Annotated in this window: 23 protein-coding genes; 10 read left to right on the top strand and 13 right to left on the bottom strand. The window is 70.6% G+C overall.

Translation table 11 applies throughout. The features are described 5' to 3' along the window. The first annotated feature begins 21 nt into the window (after positions 1–21). Together PZ894_RS17515 and PZ894_RS17510 are read left to right on the top strand one after the other, a co-directional pair. Positions 22–1023 (top strand): 4-hydroxy-3-methylbut-2-enyl diphosphate reductase, encoded by a 1002-nt coding sequence (locus PZ894_RS17515; RefSeq protein WP_275746766.1) that lies wholly within the window; start codon positions 22–24, stop codon positions 1021–1023. An 8-nt stretch (positions 1024–1031) separates the two neighbouring features. Next, on the top strand, positions 1032–1655 hold the full coding sequence (locus PZ894_RS17510) for an L-threonylcarbamoyladenylate synthase (protein ID WP_275746764.1): 624 nt from the start codon (positions 1032–1034) through the stop codon (positions 1653–1655). Positions 1656–1662: 7 nt separating this feature from the next. On the opposite strand, the gene PZ894_RS17505 is transcribed toward PZ894_RS17510, so the two are convergent. Genes PZ894_RS17505 through PZ894_RS17495 form a run of 3 tightly spaced genes read right to left on the bottom strand, consistent with a single transcriptional unit; the run spans position 1663 to position 3794 of the window. Continuing rightward, entirely contained in the window at positions 1663–2325 is a 663-nt protein-coding gene (locus tag PZ894_RS17505) for a pentapeptide repeat-containing protein (protein WP_275746762.1), read from the bottom strand. Between the two features lie 3 nt (positions 2326–2328). Further along, on the bottom strand, positions 2329–2742 hold the full coding sequence (locus tag PZ894_RS17500; protein WP_275746760.1) for a DUF6542 domain-containing protein: 414 nt from the start codon (positions 2740–2742) through the stop codon (positions 2329–2331). Continuing rightward, on the bottom strand, positions 2739–3794 hold the full coding sequence (locus PZ894_RS17495) for a DNA recombination protein RmuC (RefSeq protein ID WP_275746758.1): 1056 nt from the start codon (positions 3792–3794) through the stop codon (positions 2739–2741). The genes PZ894_RS17500 and PZ894_RS17495 overlap by 4 nt, the downstream gene beginning before the upstream one ends. A gap of 238 nt (positions 3795–4032) precedes the next feature. Here PZ894_RS17495 and PZ894_RS17490 point away from each other — a divergent pair, with 238 nt between their 5' ends. After that, on the top strand, positions 4033–4641 hold the full coding sequence (locus PZ894_RS17490; protein ID WP_275746756.1) for a dihydrofolate reductase family protein: 609 nt from the start codon (positions 4033–4035) through the stop codon (positions 4639–4641). Here the strand turns inward: PZ894_RS17490 and PZ894_RS17485 are convergent. The 6 genes from PZ894_RS17485 to PZ894_RS17460 form a co-directional block, all read right to left on the bottom strand. Beyond that, complete coding sequence (locus PZ894_RS17485) at positions 4623–6425, bottom strand: sugar phosphate isomerase/epimerase and 4-hydroxyphenylpyruvate domain-containing protein (protein WP_275746754.1); 1803 nt, start codon at positions 6423–6425, stop codon at positions 4623–4625. The two genes, PZ894_RS17490 and PZ894_RS17485, sit on opposite strands and share 19 nt — an antisense overlap. Then, positions 6425–7405: a hypothetical protein gene (locus tag PZ894_RS17480; protein ID WP_275746752.1), complete on the bottom strand. Its 981-nt coding sequence runs from the start codon at positions 7403–7405 to the stop codon at positions 6425–6427. The genes PZ894_RS17485 and PZ894_RS17480 overlap by 1 nt, the downstream gene beginning before the upstream one ends. A gap of 4 nt (positions 7406–7409) precedes the next feature. Then, the gene (locus PZ894_RS17475) at positions 7410–8432 is read right to left on the bottom strand and encodes a DctP family TRAP transporter solute-binding subunit (RefSeq protein ID WP_275746750.1); all 1023 of its coding nucleotides are present in this window, start codon (positions 8430–8432) and stop codon (positions 7410–7412) included. Then, positions 8432–9361: a shikimate dehydrogenase gene (locus PZ894_RS17470; RefSeq protein WP_275746749.1), complete on the bottom strand. Its 930-nt coding sequence runs from the start codon at positions 9359–9361 to the stop codon at positions 8432–8434. Before PZ894_RS17470 ends, PZ894_RS17475 begins: the two co-directional genes overlap by 1 nt. Continuing rightward, a complete protein-coding gene (locus tag PZ894_RS17465; RefSeq protein WP_275746748.1) occupies positions 9358–10632 on the bottom strand; it encodes a TRAP transporter large permease in 1275 nt (424 codons plus the stop codon). The genes PZ894_RS17470 and PZ894_RS17465 overlap by 4 nt, the downstream gene beginning before the upstream one ends. A gap of 84 nt (positions 10633–10716) precedes the next feature. Then, on the bottom strand, positions 10717–11301 hold the full coding sequence (locus tag PZ894_RS17460; protein WP_275746746.1) for a TRAP transporter small permease: 585 nt from the start codon (positions 11299–11301) through the stop codon (positions 10717–10719). Between the two features lie 78 nt (positions 11302–11379). Between PZ894_RS17460 and PZ894_RS17455 the strand changes: the two genes are divergently transcribed. Next, positions 11380–12363: a LacI family DNA-binding transcriptional regulator gene (locus PZ894_RS17455; RefSeq protein ID WP_275746745.1), complete on the top strand. Its 984-nt coding sequence runs from the start codon at positions 11380–11382 to the stop codon at positions 12361–12363. Between the two features lie 3 nt (positions 12364–12366). On the opposite strand, the gene PZ894_RS17450 is transcribed toward PZ894_RS17455, so the two are convergent. Further along, positions 12367–13143 carry an exodeoxyribonuclease III gene (locus tag PZ894_RS17450; RefSeq protein ID WP_275746744.1) on the bottom strand — a complete coding sequence of 259 codons (777 nt, stop codon included), beginning with the start codon at positions 13141–13143 and terminating at the stop codon, positions 12367–12369. Positions 13144–13166: 23 nt separating this feature from the next. On the opposite strand from PZ894_RS17450, the gene PZ894_RS17445 reads away from it, so the two are divergent. The 5 genes from PZ894_RS17445 to ychF all read left to right on the top strand — a co-directional run bounded on the left by PZ894_RS17445 (position 13167) and on the right by ychF (position 18102). Further along, entirely contained in the window at positions 13167–14213 is a 1047-nt protein-coding gene (locus PZ894_RS17445) for an oxidoreductase (protein ID WP_275746743.1), read from the top strand. A 129-nt stretch (positions 14214–14342) separates the two neighbouring features. Further along, complete coding sequence (locus tag PZ894_RS17440) at positions 14343–14891, top strand: ArsR family transcriptional regulator (protein ID WP_275746742.1); 549 nt, start codon at positions 14343–14345, stop codon at positions 14889–14891. Continuing rightward, complete coding sequence (locus PZ894_RS17435; protein ID WP_275746741.1) at positions 14888–16102, top strand: MFS transporter; 1215 nt, start codon at positions 14888–14890, stop codon at positions 16100–16102. Before PZ894_RS17440 ends, PZ894_RS17435 begins: the two co-directional genes overlap by 4 nt. A 19-nt stretch (positions 16103–16121) precedes the next feature. Beyond that, positions 16122–16976: an MOSC N-terminal beta barrel domain-containing protein gene (locus tag PZ894_RS17430; RefSeq protein WP_275746740.1), complete on the top strand. Its 855-nt coding sequence runs from the start codon at positions 16122–16124 to the stop codon at positions 16974–16976. Positions 16977–17025: 49 nt separating this feature from the next. After that, the gene (gene ychF, locus PZ894_RS17425) at positions 17026–18102 is read left to right on the top strand and encodes a redox-regulated ATPase YchF (RefSeq protein WP_275746739.1); all 1077 of its coding nucleotides are present in this window, start codon (positions 17026–17028) and stop codon (positions 18100–18102) included. Positions 18103–18243: 141 nt separating this feature from the next. Here ychF and PZ894_RS17420 read toward each other — a convergent pair whose 3' ends face one another. Continuing rightward, on the bottom strand, positions 18244–21240 hold the full coding sequence (locus PZ894_RS17420; protein WP_275746738.1) for an RNA 2'-phosphotransferase: 2997 nt from the start codon (positions 21238–21240) through the stop codon (positions 18244–18246). A 456-nt stretch (positions 21241–21696) separates the two neighbouring features. Here PZ894_RS17420 and PZ894_RS17415 point away from each other — a divergent pair, with 456 nt between their 5' ends. After that, positions 21697–22635 (top strand): hypothetical protein, encoded by a 939-nt coding sequence (locus tag PZ894_RS17415; RefSeq protein ID WP_275746737.1) that lies wholly within the window; start codon positions 21697–21699, stop codon positions 22633–22635. 96 nt (positions 22636–22731) lie between these two features. On the opposite strand, the gene PZ894_RS17410 is transcribed toward PZ894_RS17415, so the two are convergent. Continuing rightward, complete coding sequence (locus PZ894_RS17410) at positions 22732–23841, bottom strand: site-specific integrase (RefSeq protein ID WP_275746736.1); 1110 nt, start codon at positions 23839–23841, stop codon at positions 22732–22734. 59 nt (positions 23842–23900) lie between these two features. Further along, positions 23901–24131, bottom strand: coding sequence for a helix-turn-helix domain-containing protein (locus PZ894_RS17405; RefSeq protein ID WP_275746735.1), 231 nt, complete (start codon positions 24129–24131; stop codon positions 23901–23903). Positions 24132–24702 lie beyond the last annotated feature (571 nt).

Here is a 24702-nt window from a genome sequence, read left to right as displayed (position 1 = left end):
GACACTCCTAGACTGGACGCCATGACGACCGAGATGGGCATGCCCGCGATCCTGTCGCCGGAGGAGGCCGAGAGGGCCGTCCTGCTGGCGGCGCCGCGGGGCTACTGCGCCGGCGTCGACCGCGCGGTCATCACGGTGGAGAAGGCGCTCGACCTGTACGGCGCGCCCGTCTACGTGCGCAAGCAGATCGTCCACAACAAGCACGTCGTCTCCGACCTCGAGGCGCGCGGGGCGATCTTCGTCGAGGAGCTCGACGAGGTGCCCGCGGGGGAGACCGTGGTGTTCTCCGCGCACGGCGTCTCCCCGGAGGTGCACCGCCAGGCCGACGAGCGTTCGCTCAAGACCATCGACGCGACGTGCCCGCTGGTCACCAAGGTCCACCACGAGGCGAAGCGGTTCGCGAACGAGGACTACGACATCCTGCTCATCGGCCACGCCGGCCACGAGGAGGTCGAGGGCACGGCGGGCGAGGCGCCCGACCACATCCAGCTGGTCCAGGGGCCCGACGACGTCGCCGACATCGTGGTCCGCGACCCCGCCCGGGTCGCCTGGCTCTCGCAGACCACGCTCTCGGTCGACGAGACCCTCGAGACCGTCGCCGCGATCCGCGAGCGCTTCCCCGAGCTGCTCGACCCGCCGAGCGACGACATCTGCTACGCGACCCAGAACCGTCAGCTGGCCGTGAAGGAGATCGCGAAGGAGTCCGACCTCGTCATCGTGGTCGGCTCCGGCAACTCCTCGAACTCGGTGCGCCTGGTCGAGGTCGCGCTCGAGGCCGGCGCCGGCGCGTCGTACCGCGTCGACGACGCCTCCGAGATCGACGACGCCTGGCTCGACGGGGTCGGCACGGTCAGCGTGACCTCCGGCGCGAGCGTGCCGGAGGCGCTGGTGCAGGGGGTGCTCGCCTACCTCGCCGAGCGCGGCTACCCGGACGCGCAGGCCGTGCACAGCGCCGAGGAGTCGCTGATCTTCGCGCTGCCGAAGGAGCTGCGCCGCGACCTCAAGGCCGCGGGCCGGGCCTGACCTCCGTCATGGCGCGCTACCTCGACGTCCACCCGGACAACCCTCAGCCGCGGCTGCTCGGCCAGATCGCCGACGCGCTGCGCGACGACCAGCTGATCGCCTACCCCACGGACTCGGGCTACGCGCTCGGCTCCCGGCTCGGCAACCGCGAGGGTCGCGACCGGATCCTGCGGATCCGCGGGCTCGACGAGCGGCACCACTTCACGCTGATGTGCAAGGACTTCGCCCAGCTCGGCCAGTTCGTGCACATCGACAACGCGGCGTTCCGGGCGATCAAGGCCGCGACGCCCGGCCCGTACACCTTCATCCTCCCCGCGACCCAGGAGGTGCCGCGCCGGCTGATGCACCCGAAGAAGCGCACCGTCGGGGTCCGGATCCCCGACCACGTCTTCGTGCAGGCGCTGCTGGGCGAGCTGGGCGAGCCGCTGCTCACGAGCACCCTGATCCTGCCGGGCGAGTCCGAGCCGCGCGGCCTGGGCTGGGAGATCAAGGAGGAGCTCGACCACGAGGTCGACGTGGTCGTCGAGGCGGGGGAGACGCCGGCCGAGCCGACGACGGTGATCGATTGGTCGGAGGGCTACCCCGAGGTGGTGCGCGTCGGCGCCGGCGACCCCGGCCGGTTCACCACCTGACAGCCCGTCAGTTCTCCACCCGGAGGCCGAGGCCGGCGGCCAGCAGCGGAGCGAGCAGCGTGAGCTGGTCGGTGTCGATCGTGGCGCCGCGCAGGCTCGTCAGCCCGTCGATCGACTCCAGGTGCGCGCCGCGGAGGTCGAAGTCGTGCAGCTCGGCCTGCCGCACGTCGAGGTGGGCGACGCGGCTGGTGCCGAACCGGACCCGGCGGGCCTCGGCACCACCGAGGTCCAGCTCCTCGATGAGGCAGTCGGTGAACGCGACGTCGAGCAGCTCCGCCGCGCGCAGGTTGACGAAGCTGAGCTTGCAGCCGACGAAGTGCACCGAGCGCCAGTGGGTGTCGTAGGCCTCCACCGAGCCCATCCGGCCGCTGATCGCGACGTCCTGCCACTGGCTGCGGGCGGCGCGGACCACCGGGAGGTCGACCCCGGTCATCTCCACGTCGCCCAGCCGGGCGCCCCGCAGGTCGGCCTCGTCGGCGGCGAGCCCGGCGAACCGCGACTCCCGGACCGTCGCTCGGGACAGGTCGAGCGCCGGCAGGGTCACCTCGTCGAAACGCAGCGAGTCGAGGTCGCCGCCCGGTGCCAGCAGCGCAGGATCGCCGGCGTCGAGGCGGCCGAGCCCGAGGGGCTCGATCCGCGGCGGCTGGGTCGAGGCGCGTCGTGCTGTCATCGCTCAGCGGGCGACCAGGCCGGAGCGGCGGAGCACGCGCTGGCGTACGGCGAGCACGCCCAGGCTCAGGCCGTAGCCGATGATCAGCGCGCCCGCGTGATGACCGAGGCCGCTCACGACCGCCTGCACGACGCCGTCGTCGCGGTCGGCGATCGCCTCGGGCCGGATCAGCCCCAGGAACGTGAAGGTGCCGACCATCAGCAGCGGCGGCAGGACGCCCACGGTGAAGAAGTCCCGCGGCCGCACCAGCAGCGCTAGGGCCAGGCAGACGAGCACGAAGCTGAGGTCGAAGAGGAGCGTGAGCTCGCCGAAGGAGAGCAGGTCGAGCACGGCGACGGTCAGCGTGACCGCCACCCCGAGGACGGCCACCTGGCGGCCGGGCTCGTGTCCCTCCTCCCAGAGGGTCCGCTGGCTCACAGGGCCACGTTAGGGTCCGCGGCGTCGCCGTCATCGGCGGCGCGCCGGGCGACCGCGCGCAGCGGGGCGACGCCGCCGGTGGACCGGGTCGCGGCCTCGACCTGACGGGGCGTCGGCAGGTCGCCGAACCGTCGGGCCGACACCAGCACGCGGGACTCGAGCGACCCGACCGTCTGGTTGTAGTGGCCGACGGCGGCGTTGAGCGAGCGGCCGAGCTGGTCGAGGTGACCGTTCATGCTTGCCAGCCGCTCGTGCAGCTCGCGGCCGAGGCCGTGGATCTCGCGGGCCTGGTCGGCGAGCGCCTCGTGGCTCCAGCCGTGCGCGACCGTGCGCAGCAGCGCGATGAGGGTGGTCGGCGTCGCGAGCACGACCTGCCGCGCCGCGGCGTACTCGATCAGCGCCGGGTCGGCGTCGAGCGCGGCGGCGAGGAACGACTCGGCGGGCACGAAGAGCACCACGAACTCCGGGCTCTCGGCCAGGGAGCGCCAGTAGCGCTTGCCGCCGAGCGCGTCGACGTGGGTGCGCAGCTGGGCGGCGTGGCGGGCCAGGTGGCGCCGGTGGTCCTCGGCGTCGTCGGTCGAGGTCGCGTCGAGGTAGGCGTCGAGCGGCACCTTCGCGTCGACGACCACGCTGCGGCCGCCGACCAGCCGGACGACCAGGTCGGGTCGTCGCGCGCCGTCGTCGAGCCGGACCTGCTCGGCGAAGTCGCACCGGTCGACGAGACCCGCGAGCTCGACGGCGCGCCGCAGGTGGAGCTCGCCCCACCGCCCCCGCACCTGGGGCTTGCGGAGCGCGGTCGAGAGCGAGCGCGTCTCGCGCTGGAGCTGCTCGACCTGGGCGACGAACTGGCCCTGCCAGCTCGCGCGGGAGCGGTCGAGGTGGTGCATCTGGTCGCTGAGCCGGTCGAGGCCCTGCATCACCTCGGCCTGGTCGACCAGGCCCGCGGCATGCCGCTGGATCGCGGCGGGCCGCGACCGGGACCACAGCAGTCCGACGACCAGTCCCAGGGCGAGACCCACCAGGAGCGTGAGGAAGAGCGTCAGGACGTCCATGGGCCCAGCATGGACGCGACCGCCGACACTGCGTCCAGACGACCCGTTCCACGGGATCGCACGCTGCGCGACGCTCAGCATCCACGCCGGCTGCGTTGCGGTCGCTCGCAGGACGGGCAGGTACGACGTCGCTCCCGCGCCTTGCCGGCGCGGCGCTGAGCGCCGCTCGCCGGCACGACCCCTGGGAACAACCCGTCTGGGCCGATGAGTCCGGCTCGTCCGGCGGGTCGGAGTGGGCATGACCTTCACCTCGGCGCACGTGACCGTGTCCCTGGACGGCTTCATGGCCGGGTGCGACCAGACCATGACCGAGCCGCTCGGCCGCGGCGGCGAGGAGCTGCACCGCTGGATGTTCGACGACGGCCGCACGGAGGTCGACCTCCGCTGGCGCGAGGACCTCGCGCGGCCGCGCGACGCCTACGTGATGGGCCGCCACATGTACGGCCCGGTGCGCGGACCGTGGGAGACCCACGACGGCGAGTGGCGCGGCTGGTGGGGCGACGAGCCGCCCTACCACGCCCCCGTCTTCGTGCTCACCCACCACGCGCACGAACCCCTCGAGATGGCCGGCGGCACGACCTTCCACTTCGTGACCGACGGGTTCGAGGCGGCGCTGGCGCGGGCGCGGGAGCACGGCGACGGCGACGTCCTCATCGCCGGCGGTGCGTCGGTCGTGCGCCAGGCGCTGGCCGCGGGCGAGCTCGACGAGCTCGTCCTCGACGTCGCGCCCGACGTGCTCGGAGGTGGCGAGCGGATCTTCGACGGCTCGATCACGCCGTCGCTCGAGATCGTCGAGGCCGAGCACTCGCCGTACGCGACCCACGTGCGCTACCGCGCGGTGCGCTGACCCGGCTCCGGCGCGCCGCGGTGCTGGGCGGCGAGACGTACGCCGGCGTTGGCGGCCCCGTAGCCGTCGTACCCGCCCCGGCGCTGCACGACCTCGAAGAAGACGCCACCGACGGTCGCGGTGTAGAAGTGTGTGAAGTCTCGGCCGGCGTCGCGGTCGTGCAGCAGGCCGAGCTCGGCCATCCTCCCGACCTCGTCGGCCGACAGGTCGTACCGGGCGCGCAGGTCGTCGTAGTAGTTGCGCGGGACCGGCAGCGGCGCGAGACCGCGCTCGAGGGCCCGATGGGCGACGGCGGCGACGTCGTCGGTCGCGAAGGCGACGTGCTGGGGGAATCCCGAGGACTGGTCCCACGCGAGCGGCGCGACGTTGAGCGCGAGCCGGCACCCGCCGGTCGCCGACCGGACGACCTGGCTGCGGACCAGGCCGTTGGGCGCCGGGACCTCCTGGCTCGCGTCCGCGCTGAGCCCGAGGACGCTGCTGTAGAAGAGGACTGCCTCGTCGAAGCACTGCCACGACTCGGCGAGGTTGACGTGGTCGATGCCGGTCAGCAGGGCCGGGCCGGGATCCCTCCCGCCCTCGAACTCCGGCACCCAGGGGGCATCACCGTCAGACACCGGACCGAGGAACACCTCGGTGCCGTCGGGGGCGCGGAAGGCGGGGAGCTCCTGCTCGCTGGCGAGGGTGCGGCGGTAGACCGTGGGGGCTCGCAGCGCCCGCGCGCGCGCCGCCGAGACGGCGGGCTCGGCCACCCCGAACCCCACCGCGGCGAGCGTCGGCTCCGGGTCGCGCGGATGCTGCTCGTTGCAGACCACCCTGGCCGGACCCTCGCTCCACAGTCGCGCGTCCTTGCTGCGGTGGCGTCCGCGGAACGTGAAGCCCAGCTGCTGGAGGAGCACGTCGACCTCCCCGGTGTCCGCCGCGCGGACCTCGACGAAGTCGAAGCCCGCCGGCTCGGCGACCCGCGGCAGCGGCCGGCTGCCGACCACGTCCTCCAGCCAGGTGAGCGAACGACGCGCCTGCCGCGCCGTCCGCAGCACGTCGGTCTGCCGGAAGACGTCGTTGAAGACCTCGAGCGACAACGGCCCGTCGTACCCCGCGCGGAGGACGTGGGTGACGAACGCGCCCAGGTCGAACGCCCCCTCGCCGGGGAAGAGGCGGTGGTGGCGCGACCACGAGAGCACGTCCATCGTCAGCGCCGGGGCGTCGGCGAGCTGGACGTAGAAGATCTTCGACCCGGGCATGCTCTCGATCGCGCTCGGGTCGTGCCCGCGCGAGAGGATGTGGAAGCTGTCGAGGCAGACGCCGACCGCGTCGTGGTCGGCCTGCTCGACGATGCGCCAGGCCCGCCGGTAGTCGTCGACGTACCGGCCCCACGCCAGCGCCTCGTAGGCGATCCGGACGCCGTGCTCGGCGGCCGCGTCCCCCAGCCGGTGCAGCTGCTCGGCCGACACCGCGTCGTCGTCGATCGTCGCGGTGCCGACGTTGCTGCACACGAGCATCGTGTCGATGCCGAGTCGCTGCATCAGGGCGAACTTCGCGCGGGCGCGGCGCAGCACCCGCGCGAACTCGTCCTCGCCGACGCCCTCGGCGTCCCGGAAAGGCTGGTAGAGGTCGAGCGAGAGGCCGAGCCGGTCCGCGAGCGCGACGACCTCCTCCGGGCTGGCCGGCGTGGCGACCAGGTCGGGCTCGAAGATCTCGACGCCGTCGAAGCCGGCCTCGGCCGCCGCCTGCAGCTTCCCCGTGAGGGTGCCGCTGAGGCAGACCGTCGCGATCGAGGTGCGCATCACCGCTCCGTGGGGGCGGACGGCGTCAGCACCCGGGCGGGGTTGACCACCGTCATCTGGTGGATCTGCTCGTCGGTCGCGCCGCCCTCGCGGAGCCGCGGGAGGATCCGGCGCGAGATGTTCTCGAGGTGCCAGTGCGGCACGTGCGCGGCCCGCCACGACGGCGGCGTCACCCGGCTGAAGTACGCCGCGTCGTGGGAGAGGACCATCCGGTCGGCGTACCCCTCGCGCAGCAGGGCGAGCACGGTCGCGACCCGCGCCTGGTCGGGCAGCACGTGCTCCATCCCGAACCGGTCCATCCCGATGGTGGCGCCCGCGTCCATCAGCTCGCGCAGGTAGTCGAGGTCCTCGGTGTCGCCGCAGTGGCCGATCACCAGACGCTCTGGCGCGACCCCGCGCTCGCGGAGGAAGGCCAGCTGGTCGCGTCCGCTGCGCAACGGTGCGTGGGTGTGCGTCGTGATCGGGACGCCGGTACGCCGCTGGGCGGTGGCCGCGGCCTCCATCACGCGGTGGACGTCGGGGGTGATGCCGGGCCGGTCCGTGACGACCTTCAGCATCCCGGCCCGGATCCCCGTCCCGGCGATCCCCACCTGGAGGTCGCGGAGGAAGACGTCGAGGAGCGGGTCCGGGCCCCCGACGAGGCGTCCCGGACCGTGCGTGGAGAAGTACGCCGGCAGCACGTCGGCCGTGTAGTAGCCCGTCGAGGCCACCAGGTGCACGCGCACCCGCTCGGCCACCCGAGCGACCCGCGCGACGTCGCGACCGAGCCCGAGGACGGTCAGGTCGACGACCGTGCGGACCCCGAGGTCCCACAGCCGCTCCAGGCCCTCGACCGCGGTCTCGATCGCGACGTCCTCGTCCCACTCCGGGTGGGGGAGGTTCAGGTCCAGCTCCGGGTGACCCACGAACACGTGCTCGTGCACCAGCGTCGTGCCGAGGTCGTCCGGCGACACCGGGCCCCGGAAGGTCTGGACCGTCACTGCGTCACTTCGCCTCGCCGCGGATGCCGTCGTAGACGGCGAGCTGCTCCTCGTCGAAGTTGTCGCGCAGGTAGGCGTCGGCCTGGCTGCGGAACGCCTCGACGTCGACGTCGTCGACGACCTCCATCTCGCCGCTGTCCTCCCACTCGGCGAGCGTCGCCTCCTCGTCCTCCGTGACGCACTCGGGGACCTGCTCCTCGGCCGCCCCGACCGCAGCGGTCAGGGCGTCCTGCTGCTCCGCGCTCAGCCCGGACCACGAGTCGGCGCCGATGATCACCAGGTTGGAGTTGGCCTGGTGGTTGGACATCGAGATGTAGTCCTGGACCTCCTGGAGGCTGCTGGCCGCGATGTTGGTGATCGGGTTCTCCTGGCCGTCGACCGTCCCCTGCTGGAGGGCGAGGAAGAGCTCCTCGTAGGCGACCTCGGTCGCGTCGGCGCCGAGCGCCTTGGCGTTCATCAGGAACTGCGGGGAGTTCGGGAAGCGCATCCGCAGCCCGTCGAGGTCGGCCGGCTCCCGGATCGGGTCGTTGGCGGTGAACTGGCGCATGCCCGCCGACCAGGCGCCGAGGGTGTGGACGCCGGTCTCGTCCTCGAAGCCCTGCAGCAGCTCGGCCCCGGCGTCGCTGTCGAAGTAGCGCGCGAGGTGGTCGGCGTCGTCGAAGGCGTACGCCGCGTCGAGCACGGCCACCGGCTCGTAGACGGCCCCGAGCGCAGAGGCGCCCTGGATGTCCATGTCGATGTCACCGGAGACCACCGACGCGATCCGGTCGGCGTCCGGACCGAGCTGGCTCGCCGGGAAGATCTCGACGGTCAGCCCGACGTCGGCGTCCGCGACCTCGTCGGCGATCACCTGGGCGCCGCAGCGGTGCTGCGGCTGGTCCTCGGTGTAGCTGTGGGCGAGCTGGAGGGTGACGTCCCCTCCGGCCTCCTCGCCGTCGTCGTCGTCGCTGCCGCAGGCGGCCAAGGCCGCGAGGGGGACCGCGACCAGGCAGGCCGCCAGTCCCTTCCTCAGGTTGCGCTGTGCCATCAGCCTTTCCTTTCTCCAGTGATGTCCCGAGTCGTGGGGTCTCCCGAGGTCGCCGCGGTCTCGGCCGCGACCAGCTCGTCGAAGTCGCGCAGCATCGCCGCGCGGTCGGCGGCCCGGCCCGTGATCAGCTCGAAAGCGTCGGCCGCCTGGTGCACGGCCATCCCGGCGCCGGTGAGGACGGTGCAGCCGGCCGCGCGGGCCGCGTCGAGCAGGGGCGTGTCCAGCGGGCGGTAGACGATGTCGGCCACCCAGAGGTCGGCACGCAGGAGTGCCGACGGCAGCGGCGAGCCCGGGTGGGCGGCCATGCCGACCGGCGTCGCGTTGACCAGCCCGGCGGCGCCGTGGACGGCGTCCGCCACCTCGTTGTAGGTCGTGCCGGCGAGCTCGACCTCGACCGGGCCGGCCCGCAGCGTGCCGGCGAGCGTCCGCGCCCGGGCCGCGTCGGGGTCGACGACCACGAGGCGGCGTACGCCGAGCTCGACCAGCGCGTGCGCCACGGCGGTGCCGGCGCCGCCGGCCCCGAAGAGCACCACGCGGTCGCGGTCGACGTCGGGCAGCTCGACGGCGAACGAACGGCGGAAGCCGGTGACGTCGGTGTTGTGCCCGGTGGTGCGCCCACCGCGGAGCAGCACGGTGTTCAGGGCGCCGATGGCGGAGACGTCGGGCGCCAGGTCGTCGACGAGCGACACCATCGCCTGCTTGACGGGGTGGGTGACGTTGAGCCCGTCGAAGCCGAGGGCGAGCGCGCCCGACAGCAGGGCTTCGAGCCGGCGGGGCTCGACCCGGCCGTCGGGCAGGTCGATGACCTTGTAGACGTAGCGCAGGCCCTGCCGCTCGGCTTCGCGCTCGTGCAGCTCCGGCGTCAACGACGGCCCGACGCCGTGCCCGATCAGCCCGGCCAGCCAGGACCGCCGGATCGGCGCGCTCACAGCCCCAGCCTCTCGGGCAGGTAGAGGATCGCGTCGGGCCGGAGGATGATCGCGAGGCAGATCACGCTGAGGGGCGCGAGGAAGGGCAGCGAGCCCCAGAAGACCTCGGCCATCCGCGCCCTCGTGATCGCCTGGAGGACGAAGATGACCGTGCCCACGGGCGGGGTGAGCAGCCCGATCATCTGCGACAGGATGATCAGGACGCCGAGCGCGATCGGGTCGACGTCGTACTGCACGGCGATCGGCAGCAGGATCGGCACGGTCAGCGTGAGCACGGCGATGGCGTCCAGCGCGGTGCCGAGCACCATCGAGAGCGCGAAGACCAGCAGCAGGAAGACGGTCGGGTCGCTCGTCAGGCCGAGCATCCACTCGGAGAGGTCCTGGGGGATCCGCTCGCGGGCGAAGACGTAGCCGAGCAGGTTCGCGGACGCGACGATCAGCATGATGCTGCCGGTGGTCAGCGCCGCCTCGACGAGCACCTTCGGCAGGTCGCGGAGGCGCAGGGTGCGGTAGGCGAACCCGAGGAGCAGCATGTACAGCGCACCGACGGCCGCCGCCTCGGTGGGCGTGACGTAGCCGCCCAGGATGCCGCCGAGGATGATCACCGGCGCGCCCAGCGGGGCGATCACCCGGCGGCCGGTGGTGCGGACCCGGCTCCAGCTGAAGGCGGTCCGCTCGAGGTGGGGCATCCGTCGTACCCACCAGAAGACCACCAGGCACAGGCCGATCGCCATCAGCAGCGCCGGCACCACCGAGGCGGCGAAGAGCGCCCCGGTCGAGACGCCCGCCAGGCCCGCGTAGATCACGGCCGGGATGCTCGGGGGCATCACGGGCGCGATCAGCGACGACGAGCCGACGACGCCGAGCGCGAACGGCCGTGAGTATCCGGCGCGCAGCATGGCCGGGATCTCGACCTTGCCGAGCGCGGCCGCGTCGGCCACCGCCGAGCCGCTCATCCAGGAGAAGCCGAGGCTGACGCCGACGCTGACGTAGCCGAGGCTGCCCCGCACCCGGCCGAGCAGCGCCAGCGCGAAGTCGAAGAGTCGGTCGGCGATGCCCGCCTGGTTGGCGATGCAGCCGAGGAGGATGAAGAGCGGCACCGCGAGCAGCGGGAAGCTCGCGGTCGAGGTCGCGACCAGGCGCAGCGCCAGCCCGACGGACTGGTCGGTGGTCATCATGTAGAGGAAGCACGGTCCGAAGAACGCGAACGCGACCGGGACGCGGATCGCCAGCAGGGCGGCGATGAGCAGGCAGAGGACGAGGACGCTCATCCGGGCTCCCCGCGGAAGTGTGGGCTGGAGGAGCGGAGCGGGGGAAGGCCGCAGTTTCGTGGGGTGGTGTTCATCGCACGCTGCTCATGCCGTCGGCATCTCGTGGTCGGCGAGGTCGTCGTACGTCGGCTCGGGCACGCCGAGCACGGCGTACTCGACGGCCGCGATCAGCGAGCGCACCACCACGCTGACGAAGCCGATCAGCGAGATGGCGTAGAGCCAGGACATCGGCATCCGCATCGCGGGCGACTTCAGGAGGTCCTGGGTCTGCACGAGCTCCCACGCCTCGGCGCACAGCCCAACGCCGACCAGCGCCACGATCAGGCACGAGACGACGCGTACGACGCGGCGCAGCGGGTCGCCCGGCACCATGTCGATCATCTCGATCGAGATGTGGGAGTTGCGGGTGACCAGGGCGCCGGCGACCACGAAGGTCAGCCAGACCAGGCAGAACCGGGCCAGCTCGCCGGTCCACGGCCATCCGTCGATCGGGAGGTACCGCTGGGCGGCCTGGAGCAGGACGAGCCCGAAGATCAACAGCAGCGCGGCGACGCCGATCGTCAGCTCGACGGCGGTCAGCACCCGGGCCACGCGCCCGAGCCACGCAGGCAGTCGTCGGTCGGGGGTGCCGTCCGGGGTCCGGGGAGCGGTCGGTGTGCTGGCCGTCACAGCCGCCGAACGTACGGAGGGGCGGCAACCGACGGCAAGGGGTTGCCATCTTGTTGCCAGATCGGCTTACCTGTCCGCGTGGCCGGACCCACCATCTACGACGTCGCCACCGCTGCCGGCGTCGCGACCTCGACCGTCTCGCGCGCCTTCACCAATCCGGGCCGGGTCTCCGCGACGACGCGGGACCGGGTGCTGGCCGTGGCGGCCGAGCTCGGCTACCGGCCCAATCCCCACGCGCGGGCCCTGCTCTCCGGTCGCCACCACACCGTGGCGATGGTCGTCTCCGACATCACCAACCCGCACTACTTCGAGCTGATCCGCGGCGCCGAGATGCGGGCCCGGATCTCGGAGTACACGCTGCTGCTCGTCAACGCCGAGGAGTCACCCCGCGTCGAGTGGGAGCAGATCCAGCGGCTCTCCCCGGCGGTCGACGGCTTCGTGCTGGCCGCGAGCCGGCTGCCGGACGAGAACCTGCGGCAGGTGGCCGCCCAGCGGCCGGTCGTGCTGATGAGCCGCGAGCTGCCCGGCCTCGCGAGCGTGGTCCTCGACCACGGCGAGGGGTGCCGCCAGGTCGTCGCCCACCTCGCCTCGCTCGGCCACCGGGAGCTGCTCTACCTCGCCGGTCCGCGCAACTCCTGGATGGCGGGCACCCGTTGGACGGTGCTGCGCAGCGCGGCCGAGCAGGCGGGGATGACCGTCCGTCGCTCCGGACCCTTCACGCCGAAGGTCGCCCAGGGCGGCGCCGCGGCCGACGCCGCGGTGAACGACGGCGCCACGGCGATCGTCGCCCACAACGACCTGCTGGCGATCGGCGTCATGCAGCGGCTCGCGCAGCGCGGGATCCGGGTGCCCGAGGAGGTGAGCGTCGTCGGCTTCGACGACATCTTCGCCGCCGACGTCTGCACGCCACGCCTGACCACGCTCGGCGGCGCCCACGTGGACGTGGGCCGCGCCGCGGTCGAGCTGCTGCTCACCGCGGGGTCGCGGCCGCCCGACGACGCACCGCGCATCACGCTGCCCACCCAGCTCGTCCTGCGCGACTCCACCGGGCAGCGGCAGTAGCTCTCAAGCGAGGTCGACGACCACCGGCGCGTGGTCGGAAGCACCCTGGCCGGCCCGCTCCTCGCGGTCGACGAACGCCCCGGTCACCCGCGCCGCGAAGGGGGCGGAGCCGAGCACGAAGTCGATGCGCATGCCGCGGTTGCGCTCGTAGCGCTGCCGGTAGTAGTCCCAATAGGTGTAGGTGTCCGGCTCGGGCGCGTGCGGCCGCACCACGTCGACGTACCCGTCGTCGAGGAACCCCTGGAACGCCGCGCGCTCCGACGGGGTCACGTGGGTGGACTTCGCGAACTGGGCGATGTCGAAGACGTCGTCGTCGGTCGGGGCGATGTTCCAGTCGCCGACGAGCGCGGTGGGCTGGTCGCGCCAGCCGGCGGCCGCGTCGCGGAGCCGGGCGAGCCAGTCGAGCTTGTAGACGTAGTGGGGGTCGTCGGGCTTGCGGCCGTTGGGCACGTAGAGCGACCAGATGCGCACGCCGCCGCAGGTGGCGCCGATCGCCCGCGACTCGACCTCGGCGACCTCGCCCCATCCGGGCTGATCCGGGAAGCCGCTCTCCACGTCGTCGATGCCGACCCGGCTGATGATCGCGACGCCGTTCCACTGGTTGACGCCGGCCGCGGCCACGTCGTACCCACGTGCCTCGAGGCCCATCAGCGGCAGCTGGTCCTCGCGCGCCTTGGTCTCCTGGACGGCGAGCACGTCGACCTCGTGACGGTCGAGGAACGCCTCGACGCGGTCGATGCGGGAGCGGAGGGAGTTGACGTTCCACGTGGCGATGCGCACGACGGACACCCTAGATTGCGAGGATGCGCAGAACTCTCGGGATCCTGGCCATCGCCGCTCTCGCGGCCCCGCTCGCCGCCACCGCGGCCCCTACCGTCGCCGCGCCCGACCGGGCGCCGCGGCTCGCCTGGCACCACGTCGACGTCGACACCGACCAGCAGCTGCGCGGCCTCGACGCCGTCGACGCCGACACCGCCTGGGTGGGCGGCAGCGCGGGCGGCGTGTGGCGCACGACCGACGGCGGCGAGACCTGGAGGGACGTGTCGCCGAAGGGCGCGAAGGGCCTGCTCTTCCGTGACATCGAGGCCCAGGACGACCGCGTCGCCCTCGCGCTGAGCATCGGCGAGGGCCGCGACAGCCGGATCTACCGGACCACCAACGGCGGCCGCACGTGGCAGAAGGCCTTCGCCAACTTGGACAAGGCGGCCTTCTACGACTGCGTCGCGATGTACGACGACGGCCGGCGCGGCCTCGCGATGAGCGACCCGGTCGACGGGAAGTTCCGCATCCTGCGGACCCGTGACGGCGGAGAGTCGTGGAAGGTCGTCGACCCGGCGGGCATGCCCCCGGCCGTCGAGGGCGAGTTCGCGTTCGCGGCGAGCGGCACCTGCCTCGTCACGAGCGGCAGGCGCGCCTACCTCGCGACCGGCGGGGGAGCGGCACGCATCTTCGTCAGCAGCGACTTCGGCAGGACCTGGACCGTGCGCGACTCGACGATCCCGGCCTCCGAGGCCGGCGGGGTCTTCTCGATGGCGTACGACGGGAGGCGCGGCGTCGCGGTCGGCGGCGACTTCGAGCAGGAGGACGTCGGCACCGACGCGTCGGCGTACTCCGGCAACCGCGGGAGGACGTGGAAGCACGGTGGGGACCTCGGTGGGTACCGCTCCGGAGTCGCGTGGTGGCGCAAGCGCGCGGTGATCGCCGTCGGCCCGTCGGGCAGCGACGTGAGCCGGGACGCCGGCCGGACCTGGAAGACCTTCTCGACGCTCGACCTCGACGCGGTGCAGTGCGTCGCCGGCGCCTGCTGGGCGAGCGGCAAGGACGGTGGGGTCGTCACCCTCCGGCACTGATCCCGGAGATGTACAAGAACTCTTGTAGAGATCTGCCGGGGCACCTAGCGTCCCGGACATGAGCACCCCACGAAGTCGTGGTCTCCTCCGCTGCGCTTCCCCGACGCGCGATCGCGCGGGGACCCCGCGATGACCTCGATCGAGACCCTGCGGGCGGTCCACCACCCGACCCGGCGCCGGATCATGGAGCACCTCTACCTCCACGGCCCCGCCCAGGTCGGCACCCTCGCGGGGGACCTCGACGAGCAGGTCGGCAGCATCAGCCACCACCTCCGCATGCTCGAGCGTGCCGGGGTGGTGGCGCGGGTGCCGGAGCTCGCCACCGACGGTCGCACCAGCTGGTGGCGGCTCGAGCAGGACACGGTCACCTGGTCGGCGGACGACTTCACCAGCGCCGCCGACCGCACCCAGGCGAAGGCGGCCGAGCGGCTCAACATCGACCACCAGCTCGCCAAGCTCTCGGCCTGGAAGCGCGAGGCCGACCGCGCGGGCGCCGCCTGGCGGCGGGCCGCCTTCAGCACCGACTTCCTCGCGGTCGCGACGCCGGCCGAGCTCGAGGCGCTGCAGGAGGCCCTCCAGGCTGCGGTCCGGGACTGGCGGGCGAGCATCGACCCCGACGACGGGGCCGAGAGGGAGCCGGTGTTCGTCTTCACCCACGGCTTCCCCACGCGGCCATGACCGGCCTGCGGCGCGACCGTCTCGTCCAGGGCTGGATCGCCCTCCAGGGGCTGTCGCAGGCGGGCGACGCGGTGTGGACGGTGGCACTCGCGTGGACGGCCGTGCAGGTCGCCTCGCCCGCCGTCGCCGGGCTGGTCGTGGCCGCCGGGACGCTGCCGCGGGCCGTGCTGCTGCTGCTCGGCGGGGTGGTCGCCGACCGTCTCGAGGCCCGCTGGGTGATGCTCGTGGTCAACCTCGTGCGCGTCGGCGTGCTCGTCGCGACCGCCGTCGTCGTCGCGGTCCACGGCGCGTCGCCCGCGCTGCTGGCGCTGGCCGGTATCGGGTTCGGTGCGTGCGACGCCGTCTTCGTGCCCTCGGCGGCCACGATCGGGCGCCAGCTCGTCCCGCCCGAGGCGCTCCCGACGTACGCCGGCGCCAGCCAGACCGTGAACCGGATCGGGTCGATGAGCGGGGCGGCGGTCGGCGGCGCGGTCGTCGCGACCTGGGGGCTCGCGGGCAGTGCGCTGGCCAACGCGGTCACCTTCGGCATCGTCGTGGGCTACCTCGCGCTCGCGCTGCGGCCGCGCTACCCGCTCCCGCGCGCCGAGTCCGAGCCGGTGCTCCGCGGCATCGCGCGCGGCTTCGCCCACCTGCGCGACGTGCCGGCCACCCGCACGCTGGTGCTCACGCTGTCCGGCCTGAACCTGGCCCTCACGCCCGCGCTCGCTCTCGGCCTCGCGCTGCGCGTGCAGGAGTCGGGATGGGGCGCCCACACGCTCGGCCTGCTCAACGCGCTCGTCGGGCTCAGCGGCGCCGCCGGAGCGCTGGCGCTGGTGCGGTGGCGCCCGCGCCGAGAGGCGTCGGCCGGCTTCTGGTTCCTCGTCCTCCAGGGTGTCGCGATCGCGACCCTCGGCGTGGGCACGGTCGTCTCCACGGCCGTGGCGTGCGCGGTCATCGGCGCGACCTCGGGGGCCGCGTCGGCGTTGCTGTCCGCCGTCTTCGTCGCCACGGTCGACGGTGAGTATCTCGGCCGGATGGCCTCGATCCAGCTCCTCGGCGACGACGTGCTGATGCCGCTGGCGATGGTCGTGTTCGGCGCGGTCGCCTCGGCCGTCGGCGTCGCCGCGGCCTGCACGGCGTTCGGGCTCGCGATGGCGCTGCTCATGGCGGTGCCGCTGTCGCGACCCTCGATCCGGGCGATCAGCCTGCAACGCGAGGGCACGCTGGCGTGAGGGCACCTATCCTGCTCCCGTGGCCCAGCTGACCTCGATCAACCGCTTCCCGGTCAAGTCCTGTCGCGGAGAGGCGGTCGATTCCGCGGTGGTCGAGCCGTGGGGGCTGGCCGGTGACCGGCGCTGGATGGTGGTCGACGAGACCGGGCAGGTCATCACCGCCCGCGAGGTCAACCGACTGCTCCTGGTGCACCCGGAGATCACGGCGTACGGCCTGCGGGTGACCGCGCCGGACCTGCCGCCGCTGGAGGTCCGGACGCCGGACCCGACGGCCCAGGTGCCGGTGGCCCTGTGGTCGTCGGTGCTCACGGCCGCGGCGGTCGGTGGGGACGCCGACGCGTGGTTCGGCAAGGCGCTGGGCCGTCCCGCCCGGCTGGTGCACCTCGACGACCCGACGCGACGGCCGACGAACCCGGGCTTCAGCGAGCCGGGTGACCGGGTGTCCTTCGCTGACGGCTACCCGCTGCTGCTGGCCACGGAGGAGTCGCTCGCCGCGCTCAACGACGTGGTGACATCGTCCGCGCCGACCGGACGCGAGCCGCTGCCGATGACCCGGTTCCGTCCGAACGTGGTGATCTCCGGCGTCGAGCCGTGGGCCGAGGACGACTGGCGTCGGATCCGGATCGGTGACGCCGTCTTCCGGGCCGTCAAGGGCTGCGCCCGCTGCGTGATCACCACCATCGAGCCCGACAGCGCCGTGCGCGAGAAGGAGCCGATCGCCTCGCTGGCGCGCATCCGGCGGTGGGACGGCGCCACGTGGTTCGCGATCAACCTGGTGCCCGACACCCCGGGCGTCACGATCCGGGTCGGCGACCCGTTCGAGGTGCTCGAGGCGGTGCCTGCCGGCGGCGGCCCGATCCGGCCCGCGCCGTGACTCGCTGCGATTCGGGGCCGTCCTCGCCCGCGCCGTAGACTCGCCGCCCGTGGCACTCACCATCGGCATCGTCGGGCTCCCCAACGCGGGCAAGTCGACGCTCTTCAACGCACTGACCAAGAACGACGTGCTCGCGGCGAACTACCCCTTCGCCACCATCGAGCCGAACGTCGGCGTCGTGGGCGTCCCGGACGATCGCCTGCCGAGGCTCGCCGAGATCTTCGGGTCTGCGCGGATCCTGCCCGCGACCGTGGAGTTCGTCGACATCGCCGGCATCGTCCGCGGCGCGTCGGAGGGAGAGGGTCTGGGCAACAAGTTCCTCGCCCACATCCGCGAGTCGGCCGCGATCTGCCAGGTGACCCGCGTCTTCCGCGACGACGACGTCACCCACGTCGACGGCGAGGTCAACCCCGCCAACGACATCTCCACGATCCAGACCGAGCTGATCCTCGCCGACCTGCAGACCGTCGAGAAGGCGATCCCGCGCCTGGAGAAGGAGGCGCGCGGCAAGAAGGAGCTGGCCGCCAACCTCGAGGCCGCCAGGGAGGCGCTCGCCTCGCTCGAGGCCGGTACGCCGATCATCGCGACGAGGATCGACCGCGCCCTGATCCGCGAGCTGTCGCTGCTGACGGCCAAGCCGTTCATCTACGTCTTCAACTGCGACGCCGACGAGCTCTCCGACGAGGCGCTCAAGGCGCGGATGCGAGAGGTCGTCGCCCCGTCGGAGGCGATCTTCCTCGACGCCAAGTTCGAGGCTGAGCTGGTCGAGCTGGGCGACGACGACGAGGCCCGCGAGATGCTCGCCGAGATGGGCGTGGACGAGCCGGGTCTCGAGGTGCTCGCCCGGGTCGGCTTCGACACCCTCGGCCTGCAGACCTACCTCACCGCCGGTCCCAAGGAGACCCGCGCCTGGACGATCCCCCAGGGCGCCACCGCCCCCGAGGCCGCCGGCGTCATCCACACCGACTTCCAGCGCGGCTTCATCAAGGCCGAGATCGTCTCCTTCGACGATCTGGTCGGGCTCGGCTCGATGCCGAAGGCCAAGGAGGCCGGCAAGGTCCGCATGGAGGGCAAGGACTACGTGATGCAGGACGGCGACGTCGTGGAGTTCCGCTTCAACGTGTGAATCGAGACGTTTATGCAGGTCAGAGGGGGTGTGGGCCCCTCCAGTCCGCACAGAGTCCGCAAGAGCCCCTTCGTCATGCGGCAGTCGACAACGGACCGCCGACACGTCCGGGTGTCCTGGCAGATCTCTGCCAGCGGCTCGTCAGGGCAACTCCGCCCGCGGAACAAGCCTCCAGTACGCGGCGACAGGTTCAACTCGAACCAATCCACTCGCTACTGCCGGAGCCACCAGGGTGTTGCCTGCTGCAATCAGGGCGCCCGGTACCGCTGATGCGGCGATCGAGAGAAGCACGGGCGACCCGCGACGCAGGCCGGCGCGCAGGGCCTCTCGGCGATCCGTGGAGAGATGCACAAACTGGCGTCCCATCGGCCTAAGTCCCTCGACAAGTTCAACGATGTGGTGCGCGGACTCCAAGTCTGTCGCATGGTAAGCGCGAAGCTCAGATGGCTTACTGGCATCTCGCATAAGTCCGGGAACGTTTCGGGTGTGGCCGTATCGTGCACGCACCAAGTTGTCGCGAAACTCGAACCGCGGCTCAGACAGCGTCGAAGCGACGATGGCAATCTCGGTCTCCGTTACGCCGCTCCCAATCGCGGCGACCAGTTCGCCCAATGAGGCCCAACCATCGGGGTCTAGGTTCACTCGGTCTCCGTGGCGAAGGTGGAACGCCATTGCCTTGCTCACCCGTCGACGGCGGTGCCGATCCATGTTCAGTTCGCCCGACGACAGGTTTGCGAGACCTCGTCGACGACGCCATGCATTCAAAGAGTTTCGCGCCCATGTGCGAACGCCATCCTCGGAGCCGTGCTCTGCAATCGACTCCAACATGGCGCGGGCGTGCTCTTGCTCATCTGGCGTTGCGCTCGACCAGGTCAACTTGCCGACGGCGCGAGCAGCTAGCGACGCCTGGTAGGCCGACCACTCGCCCTCTGGTGCGCCCGTTTCACGCCGAGCCTCACAGTAGCTCTTGAAGACCACGCGTCGAGCGGCCCAATCGTTCGGCTCTAGGACCCCGTGATCATCGGTGATCTGCGCGAGCTCGTATCCCACCGGGCGACATCCTGTTGCTTCCAAGTCCAGCGCCAGAAGCCGACCGTCCAAAGCCAGGACCCAGTTGTCGAGGTGGGCATCTCGTCGCCGGGTGACGCCAACGTGTGACACCAGGTTCCACCACTCGTCGAAGTGCGTGGTTGCTTCGCTTACCCCGAGGGACCGGATCCATCGACCAACTTCCTTTGCCTTCAAGTCTTTCCGCACAGCTTTCGGCGTAGCCGTCTCGACCGAGTTCATGAACCCGAGGAAGGCGGCCGTTCGAGCGAGGAGCGAGACGCGCTCGTCGTGACTAGATGCGTCAACTGCCATCGAGACGGACTGCCCTGGGACGAATCGTCGAACGCTGCGGACCATGCCAGTGTTGAGCGGTACTGCATCCAGGTACTCACAGACGAGATAATCATCCGTTCGACCAGCATCGGAGATCGCGGCGCGGAGAGCGGCGGCGCGAGTCTGCTCCCTCTCTACTGCAATCGCTTGGACTTCCTTGAAGATGAACGTCTGGGCAACCAGACCGTAGTAGTCACCGACGGTTGTGACGTCACTGCGACCACCCATTGGTGCTACGGAAAGGTCTGGGCTAGTTGCCGCACGGTTCGCTGCCATGCGTAGGAGCTCGCGCGAGTCACCGGCAACCGCTGCTCGTGCCACTTCAGACCCACGGGCGCTGGTCTTCGAGGACAGAGACACCGGTCCATTTGCTTCGGTGTCCTGGGCGATTAAGAGGATTGGGCTGGCCGAGGTAGGTGCCGCGATCGACATTAGAATGAGTTCTTTGATGACTTCGCCGCGCCGCCGCGTATCGGCCGCTCTCGATGCAAGTTGGAGCTGGTCCCTGAGGCTCAAGAGCTGTGAACGTTCGTCTAATGGCGCCCGGCGTCGCGCCGCGGAACGGAACTCGACGATTTGTCGAAGGGCGTCGGGGTCAGTTCCACTGGCATCGGTCAACTCCAAGAGATCTGCACAAACCCCGCGCGCAAGCGGATCGCCAGTTCGTGCTTGGCCAGCGATCGACCGAACCAGATCGGCGGAAAAGCGCGTGACCAGCGCTGGGGTCTCGGACGGGGTCCGAATACAGAATGGCAAGCGAAGACCAGCAATTCTGTGCTCATCGAGAAGTCCCAGATCCTGCGCAAGCTCCCGAATGAGGGTGGCCATCAGGCGTGCCGCGATCTTGGTGTCCCCTCTGCCGGCTCGCTGGACCGCAGTATCAACGCTCTGCATCGCTGAGGACAGGGCAGACCGCCGCGCCTGCCCCGACGCGACGGATGCAAGCCGCAGGTAGATGTCGGAGGTGGCCAGCAGTGCCGTTGCGTTCAGGTTGAAGCGTCTTGAGTCGAGGCATTTGCGGCCGTACTCCAAGCAAGACTGAAGGTTGGTTACGTCCCCACCTGCGTCGAATACCAAGGTTGCCGCCTCCAGAAGGTACGGAACCGCGGTATCTGGCGAATTTCCCTGTCGAAGGGACAATCGAAGCGCCTCAACAGCCTCTTCGGCATCTTGCCGATCTATCGACTCGAATCGGCCAATGAGCGTGCTGGTGACGCCCAACCGTCCTGTGAACTCGCGCCTGAACTCGTCCCGCGTTAGTTCTGGGCGCCCCACGACGTCTCGCAGGTATCCGCGGGCGACCTTGAGTACTTGAACGAAGAGAACTGGGCGACGCCAGTTGATCTCACGGGCGTAGTCATGCAGCGCGATTGCGGTTCGCTCGCGAATGACCTGCAGAGTCTTGAAGTACCTCATACCGGCAGGCAGCAGCGGTGCGACGACTGGCGCTCCGCTTGAGAAATATGACTCGAGAAGCAGCGCCTCCGCGACCGTCGGATGCAGATCCTCGTGAAGCACTTGGCTCCAGGCGGCGACAATGTCAATGGCTCGAGGCGCGTCCTCGAGTAGACATTCGAAGCGCACCCCGTGCTCGTCCACGGCCGCATCCTCGGCCGCGGCTGCCTCCGGTCGAAGCGCGAGAATGTTGAGCGTCTCCTGAAGGCGACTGCGCGTCTCGGCCGGGAGCGGGACCCGCGGGTTGCGCTCGAGCGCCTTGGCGAGCGCCCCTGGACTGATCACCTTCATGATGGGCATCGTTGCACCTCGCGGCGCGCCGGCCACACAGCTTTCAGGCTGTAACGTCCCACTACCAGCCGCGATCGAAGACGTGCGTCGTCAAGCTTCGAGCACTTGAGCCGCACGGCGCTTCGCGAGAACTGACTGACGACAATGCGACACAGTCCCAGGCCGGGGCAGGGTGCCGCATGGGCCGTTTTGCGCTCAACGATTCACAGACCCCGTGTGAAACGCGTATCCTTCTTAGTGGAGCGGACGGGGATCGAACCCGCCTGGCAGTCGTTGATGAGGCGCCGCTGGTCGCCAGACCCCGCCCCTTCGCCAAGAGCCCTCAGGTTGCCGCCTGGGGGCTCTTAACGTTGGCGCTACGCCCATCCTAAGCCCTCCGGGCGAAAATGCAACGGCATCTGCGGAGAAACCTCGATTTATCTCAGATAGCGCGCTACTCTTGTCTCAGACAAGGAGGGCTGACTCGTGAGCGAAACCCAGAGCCAAGGCCGACGGGCCCCGAAGAAGGGGCGCAGTCCCAGTTACCCGGCGATCGACCTGGAAGCTGCGATCAAGCGCGCGGAGACGCTGTATCAGCACGAGAAGATGCACGCGGCTCCGATCACCGCGATCGTGAAGCATTGGGGGTACACGACCCACAAGAGCGGCATCGCGTCCACCCAGTACGCAGCACTCAAGAAGTTCGGCCTGCTGACGGAGGAGGGAAGCGGCGACGACCGTCAGGGCAAACTGACTGACTTGGCGTATGCCATCCTTCACAATCCGCACGAGGACGAACGGCTAACTGCGATCCAGAGTGCAGCTCTGACTCCGCCTATCCACCGTGAGATGTGGGACCACTACGGCACCGACCTCCCGTCCGAGGCGACCCTCCGATACCGGCTGGTCACCGAGCGCGGCTTTACTGACGCTGGGGCGGAAGACTTCGTGAAGCAGTACAAAGCGACGATCAGCTTCGCCATGAAGGACGGCGGGCCTGTCGGCGAGGAACCCGGCGACACGCCAAGTGACCCTGACGAGGCTGACGACCACTCCACTGCGACAGGCGAGATTCAGCACGCAGACCCTGCCCGGCGCTTCCGGGAGCAGCAGACACGTCAACCGACGGCCGCGTCCTCCCCGAGTGACCAACATCTGCGCAGCCAGCAGATGCACGCCCCCCTCTCACAGGGGACTCGGATCCCGATTCCGCTGGTCGGCGGCCAGCAGATAGTCATTGAGGGCGAGTTCCCGATCACCGAGGCTGCGTGGGCCAACTTTCAGGCAGTGCTGCAGGCTTTCAAGCCAGGGATCGTTGTGCCAAATCCGGTGTCTGTGCCGCCCGCGCCAGGACCGACTCCGGAGTTCAGGGGGTTGGAGGCCTTCGGGGAGGACGAGAACGACGAGACCGTCGAGCCGTCCTAGCCACGCCGAGTGGGTGTATTGCTGCAAGATCCCGTCGCATACTCGTCGAGACAACCGGAGTGCCGCCCGAAGCGTTCAGCTGGGACCCGATCGCACCTACTCGCCAGTGCTCGCTACGGGGTCGGCGACGTAGCCGAGCGCCGAGTTCATGATCGACTCCGCTGCCTTCCGCGTGCGGTCCTCGGCGGTCGGCCATAGGTGCGCGTATGTGTTGAGGGTCGTCGTCGCCTTCGCGTGGCCCAGCGAGCGCTGGACGGTCACGACGTCGCACCCGGACGCGATGAGGCCGGAGGCGTGGAAGTGCCGCAGGTCGTGGAGCTTGATGCCCGACAGCCCGGCGTCCCGTAGCGTCTTGCGCCACCAGTAGCCGACGGTGTTCTGGTGCGGTGGGTCGTCGCCCTCCCCGGCGAAGAGCCACCGATCCTTGCCGGTGGTGCCGTGAGTAGTGACGTGCTCGGCGAGCACGTTGACGAGGCTGTCGGCGAGGTAAACGACGCGCTCTGATCCGTACTTCGGTGCCCGTACGTCGATCGCCCCACTGTTGACGCGCTGCACCTGGCGGGAGACCTTCAGCGACCTGCGGAGGAAGTCGACGTCGCCGAGCTGGACCCCGGCGGCCTCGCCGAGCCGCAGGCCGGCGAACGCGCAGAGGGCGATGAACGGCTGGAACCGCTCGTCAGCCACGGCCATGAGCTGCCCCACCTCCTCGGGCGCGGGGATCGACATGGCGACGTCCGCGCGACGACCGCGGGGGAGGCGTACGCCGTCGGTCGGGTCGGAGCCGATCACCCGGTCCTTCACGGCGGCGCGGAACACCGACCGGACGTTGACGTAACGGGTCTTGATCGTGCCGGGGGCAAGCCCGGCGGCGTTCATCTGCTTGATCCAGGTCTCGACGTCCGATCGCCGGACCTGCTTCATCGGCTTGGCCGCGAAGGGAACGGATCGCGCCGCCAGCGACATCGCCAGCACGGTGCCGGGTGCCCAGACCTGGCGGGCCGACCACTCCCCGAAGAAACCCGCGAACGTGATCCGGCCGGCCTTGGGGTCGGCGTACGTGCCGGTGACCACCGCCGAGGTGACCTGGTCCAGCCACTGCTTGGCGTCGATCTTGCGGTCGAAGTGCCGCGAGTGTTCCTTGCCGGCCTCGTCGCGGTACCGCGCCCGCCACCGGCCGTTGGCTCGCTTGGCGATGTTTCCCGCCATGGTGATGCTCCTTCCAGGATCGCTCCATCGTCTCTCTGAGATTCGACGGTGGGGCAGGGTCAGCTGCGGTTTTGGGGACGGTTGGTCTGCTCGGTGAGCCAGAGGATGAGGTCGGCGCGCCAGTAGCGGACGTGGCGGCCGACCTTGAAGCTGCGGGGTCCGGCGCCGAGGTGGCGCCAGTAGCGCAGCGTCCCCTCGGGCACGCGGAGGTAGCGGCACGCTTCCTGGAGGGTGAGCATGTCGTCGCCGGGGTTCTGGCGGGGTCGTGGGGAGTTGGGTTCTGCGGTCATGGCGGCCTCCTTGTGGCTGGGTTACCGGCGTCGTTCGTCGCCGGTCGTGATGGTCGGGTGTCCGTCGTCGAGACGTACGCGTCCTACGGTGCGCGCTGGGGGCACCAATTCGCGCCCCTCCTGGCCCCGCCCCTCCTCGGGACGGGCGCCCCCTCCAGGTGGCGTTCTCGCAGGTCGGGCGGCGCCCCTCCGAAAGTTCAAGAAATCATCGGGTGCTCCTCGCTGGTTGTCGTCGCGAACGACCTGTACGTGTTGATCAGCATGGGGCGGCAGGTTCCCCGGAATCGGGGGAACCTGAGGGGGATACCTGCCAGGGACCTGTGTTTCCGCAGGTCAACAGGTATCCCTAAGTCGTTTGCCCGCGGACTTGTGAAGGTGTTGATTCACGCCGATGAGAGTGGGCGAGGGGCGTTACCGGAATGCGGTAACAACGGAGGGGAACGCGAGGGGGAACGCTGCGTTTGCGCAGGTCAACGGCGTTCCCTAAGTCGTTGGCTGCACTCTCTGTTCAGACCCGGATCCGCAGGTAGGCGGGCGGCGCTTCGGGGTGTGAACGCAACAAGTGCCCTTC

Origin of the sequence: Nocardioides sp. YIM 152315 (assembly GCF_029210375.1) — a bacterium.
In the GTDB taxonomy this organism is placed as follows: domain Bacteria; phylum Actinomycetota; class Actinomycetes; order Propionibacteriales; family Nocardioidaceae; genus Nocardioides.
Note: the sequence above shows the minus strand (reverse complement) of the source record. Positions and strands in the feature narration are given on the sequence as shown.

What these genes read in the sequence shown, in the direction of transcription:
- PZ894_RS17405 (WP_275746735.1), bottom strand. Translation starts at nt 24,131, where the DNA reads ATGACCGCAGAACCCAACTCCCCACGACCCCGCCAGAACCCCGGCGAC.
- PZ894_RS17440 (WP_275746742.1), top strand. Translation starts at nt 14,343, where the DNA reads ATGACCTCGATCGAGACCCTGCGGGCGGTCCACCACCCGACCCGGCGC.
- PZ894_RS17515 (WP_275746766.1), top strand. Translation starts at nt 22, where the DNA reads ATGACGACCGAGATGGGCATGCCCGCGATCCTGTCGCCGGAGGAGGCC.
- PZ894_RS17485 (WP_275746754.1), bottom strand. Translation starts at nt 6,425, where the DNA reads ATGCGCACCTCGATCGCGACGGTCTGCCTCAGCGGCACCCTCACGGGG.
- PZ894_RS17510 (WP_275746764.1), top strand. Translation starts at nt 1,032, where the DNA reads ATGGCGCGCTACCTCGACGTCCACCCGGACAACCCTCAGCCGCGGCTG.
- PZ894_RS17435 (WP_275746741.1), top strand. Translation starts at nt 14,888, where the DNA reads ATGACCGGCCTGCGGCGCGACCGTCTCGTCCAGGGCTGGATCGCCCTC.
- PZ894_RS17495 (WP_275746758.1), bottom strand. Translation starts at nt 3,794, where the DNA reads ATGGACGTCCTGACGCTCTTCCTCACGCTCCTGGTGGGTCTCGCCCTG.
- PZ894_RS17475 (WP_275746750.1), bottom strand. Translation starts at nt 8,432, where the DNA reads ATGGCACAGCGCAACCTGAGGAAGGGACTGGCGGCCTGCCTGGTCGCG.
- PZ894_RS17465 (WP_275746748.1), bottom strand. Translation starts at nt 10,632, where the DNA reads ATGAGCGTCCTCGTCCTCTGCCTGCTCATCGCCGCCCTGCTGGCGATC.
- PZ894_RS17420 (WP_275746738.1), bottom strand. Translation starts at nt 21,240, where the DNA reads ATGCCCATCATGAAGGTGATCAGTCCAGGGGCGCTCGCCAAGGCGCTC.
- PZ894_RS17490 (WP_275746756.1), top strand. Translation starts at nt 4,033, where the DNA reads ATGACCTTCACCTCGGCGCACGTGACCGTGTCCCTGGACGGCTTCATG.
- PZ894_RS17410 (WP_275746736.1), bottom strand. Translation starts at nt 23,841, where the DNA reads ATGGCGGGAAACATCGCCAAGCGAGCCAACGGCCGGTGGCGGGCGCGG.
- PZ894_RS17445 (WP_275746743.1), top strand. Translation starts at nt 13,167, where the DNA reads ATGCGCAGAACTCTCGGGATCCTGGCCATCGCCGCTCTCGCGGCCCCG.
- PZ894_RS17505 (WP_275746762.1), bottom strand. Translation starts at nt 2,325, where the DNA reads ATGACAGCACGACGCGCCTCGACCCAGCCGCCGCGGATCGAGCCCCTC.